3 protein-coding genes are annotated in these 2,161 nt (G+C 36.2%); 1 reads left to right on the top strand and 2 read right to left on the bottom strand.

Annotated features, from left to right (window positions below):
- Positions 1–200: 200 nt before the first annotated feature.
- On the bottom strand, positions 201–785 hold the full coding sequence (locus M3226_RS31240; protein ID WP_251573388.1) for an NAD(P)H-dependent oxidoreductase: 585 nt from the start codon (positions 783–785) through the stop codon (positions 201–203).
- 148 nt (positions 786–933) lie between these two features.
- On the opposite strand from M3226_RS31240, the gene M3226_RS31245 reads away from it, so the two are divergent.
- Positions 934–1,284 (top strand): winged helix-turn-helix transcriptional regulator, encoded by a 351-nt coding sequence (locus tag M3226_RS31245; RefSeq protein ID WP_251573389.1) that lies wholly within the window; start codon positions 934–936, stop codon positions 1,282–1,284.
- A 152-nt stretch (positions 1,285–1,436) separates the two neighbouring features.
- Here M3226_RS31245 and M3226_RS31250 read toward each other — a convergent pair whose 3' ends face one another.
- The gene (locus tag M3226_RS31250) at positions 1,437–1,601 is read right to left on the bottom strand and encodes a hypothetical protein (protein WP_251573391.1); all 165 of its coding nucleotides are present in this window, start codon (positions 1,599–1,601) and stop codon (positions 1,437–1,439) included.
- Positions 1,602–2,161 lie beyond the last annotated feature (560 nt).

Here is a 2,161-nt window from a genome sequence, read left to right on the forward strand (position 1 = left end):
GAGATAGTTTCAGGAAACATGGTTCCTTCATTCCTATCTTCCGTTGTAAAGTTGAAGTTCAAGAATGAACTTCCTGTATTTCACGCGCTAAACGCTTATAACAGAACTTGTCGCGCGCACCCGTTAGTAGAATAAGAACCTTTCAAAAATAATTAAAGACTACCCAGTTATGAGCAGTCCTTTTCAATATTTGTATATGTTTATGAGAAATGGGAATTAATTGTGTCTTCAACTTTCTTTAACATACCTTTATATGCTTCTTCATCAAGGTATCCAATACTTCCGAATAGTAAATGGTCCACAGGCTCAATTCCAGTAAAATCCCATATTCCAATGTCAGAAGTGACTTTCAAACCTGCTGTCATACCGATTTCATCGTAAACCTCATTAGGAGTACCATGTGTATTGATGATAAAACCTTTTTTACCTTCTAATAACTTAATTACACCTTCTGGTCCAGCAGAATAAGCAAACCCAAATGCAAATACTCGGTCTACATATCCTTTAAGAATAGCTGGAAGACCTGTCCACCAAATAGGGTAAATAAATGTTATTACGTCTGCTTCAGCAACAAATTCTTGTTCCGTTTTAATATCATCAGGAGTTTTTCCTGCTTTCATAGCTGATGTATCTTCAGGTTTCAGTACAGGTTGAAAATCAAGTGCATATAAATCACGGACAACAACTTCGTGACCATTTTTCTTTAATGCATTGACTGTTGTTTCCATGAAAGAGTGATTTAAGCTGTCAGCATATGGATGTGCATAAACAATAAGATGTTTCATTTAAAATAACCTCCAGGTATTTTATAACTTTTTATTGGATTACTAATCCGTAATCTAATATTATAGTATTAGATGTTTTTTTAAAAGTAGTCACTTTTTTATAACATAGTCACAAAAATAGTACCATTAAGAAAGAGAGGTATTCATTATGGCACGAAGTAGGTTCGGTGAACCTCCAGAGGACCAAATAGAGGTTTGTCCAGTTACAGAAACTCAAGACATAATTGCAGGAAAATGGAAAATCATCGTCTTATGGCATTTAAGCAGAAAGACAAGAAGATTTAATGAACTTCAAAGGTTGTTACCTGATATTTCAAAAGGAATACTGACACGTCAGTTGAGAGAATTGGAAGAAGACCAAATGGTTCACAGAGAAGTATATAAAGAAGTTCCTCCAAAGGTAGAATATTCGCTAACACCTTTAGGGAAAAGTTTTATTCCTATACTAAATAGTATGGGCGAGTGGGGGAAAAAATATAAAGAATTAAGAAAAAGCTAAAGCTAAAGCCTATACTGGTCTTTAGCTTTTTAATTATGTTTGCATGGTTTATCTTAAACTAACCTGCCAGTTTGTTAAATAAGGAATTCAAAAAAAAGCGTTAATCCTCCTGGATCAACGCATCTGTTAGATGAAGAATAACCATTATTTTATCATTGTTGAAGATTATTCAGAGCTACGAAAATGCCGCTTAAATGTTCTTCAATTCCCTGGAGATATGAAGCTTCCTTCGAGGAATTCCAAGCAATAATAGATAAACTAACCGCAATTATAACAAAACTTGCAACCTTTATGTATTCAAGCAAGTCTTTTTTCATATAAAAACCCCCGTCTATATTTTCCTCTATCTAACTAATTCATTAAGACCAATAATAAATCCTTCTTTTACTAGTCGAGTAGAAGGGAACCTTTCTACCTTGCGGTAGATTGTGTTCCTCCCCCCTCACAGAACCGTGCTTGCGCTATTCACGCACACGGTTCCTCCTAGTTACCATTCACAAAATGTTGCTAATCTCTTAGATTGAGGTTTTGCTAATTCTGCTATCCTTAGTAGTTTTGTTTCCATTTATCCCTACCTCTGAGTGTAGTAAATGATTCCCTAGTAAGGGCGATAACTGGTAGCTAGCCTTTCCTCCATCGGCATTACCCAACTTCTTTGGTACTACGCTGCTATCCGACTCCCTACACAGCATTTGGTTTCCTTGCTTTTTATCGCTTGTACACCATACTCTTCTAACAAGAAAAGACCAATAGGGTCTCCCGAGTTGCCGTATCATATCGATGTGTAACGTGCCAAGGTCTCTGACTCCAGAGAGGTTTTATCCATCTTGCCCTTAACGAAAGATAAAATGTAGCTTTCTGCTGCAGGTAAAGCATC

This window comes from Neobacillus cucumis, from assembly GCF_023715505.1.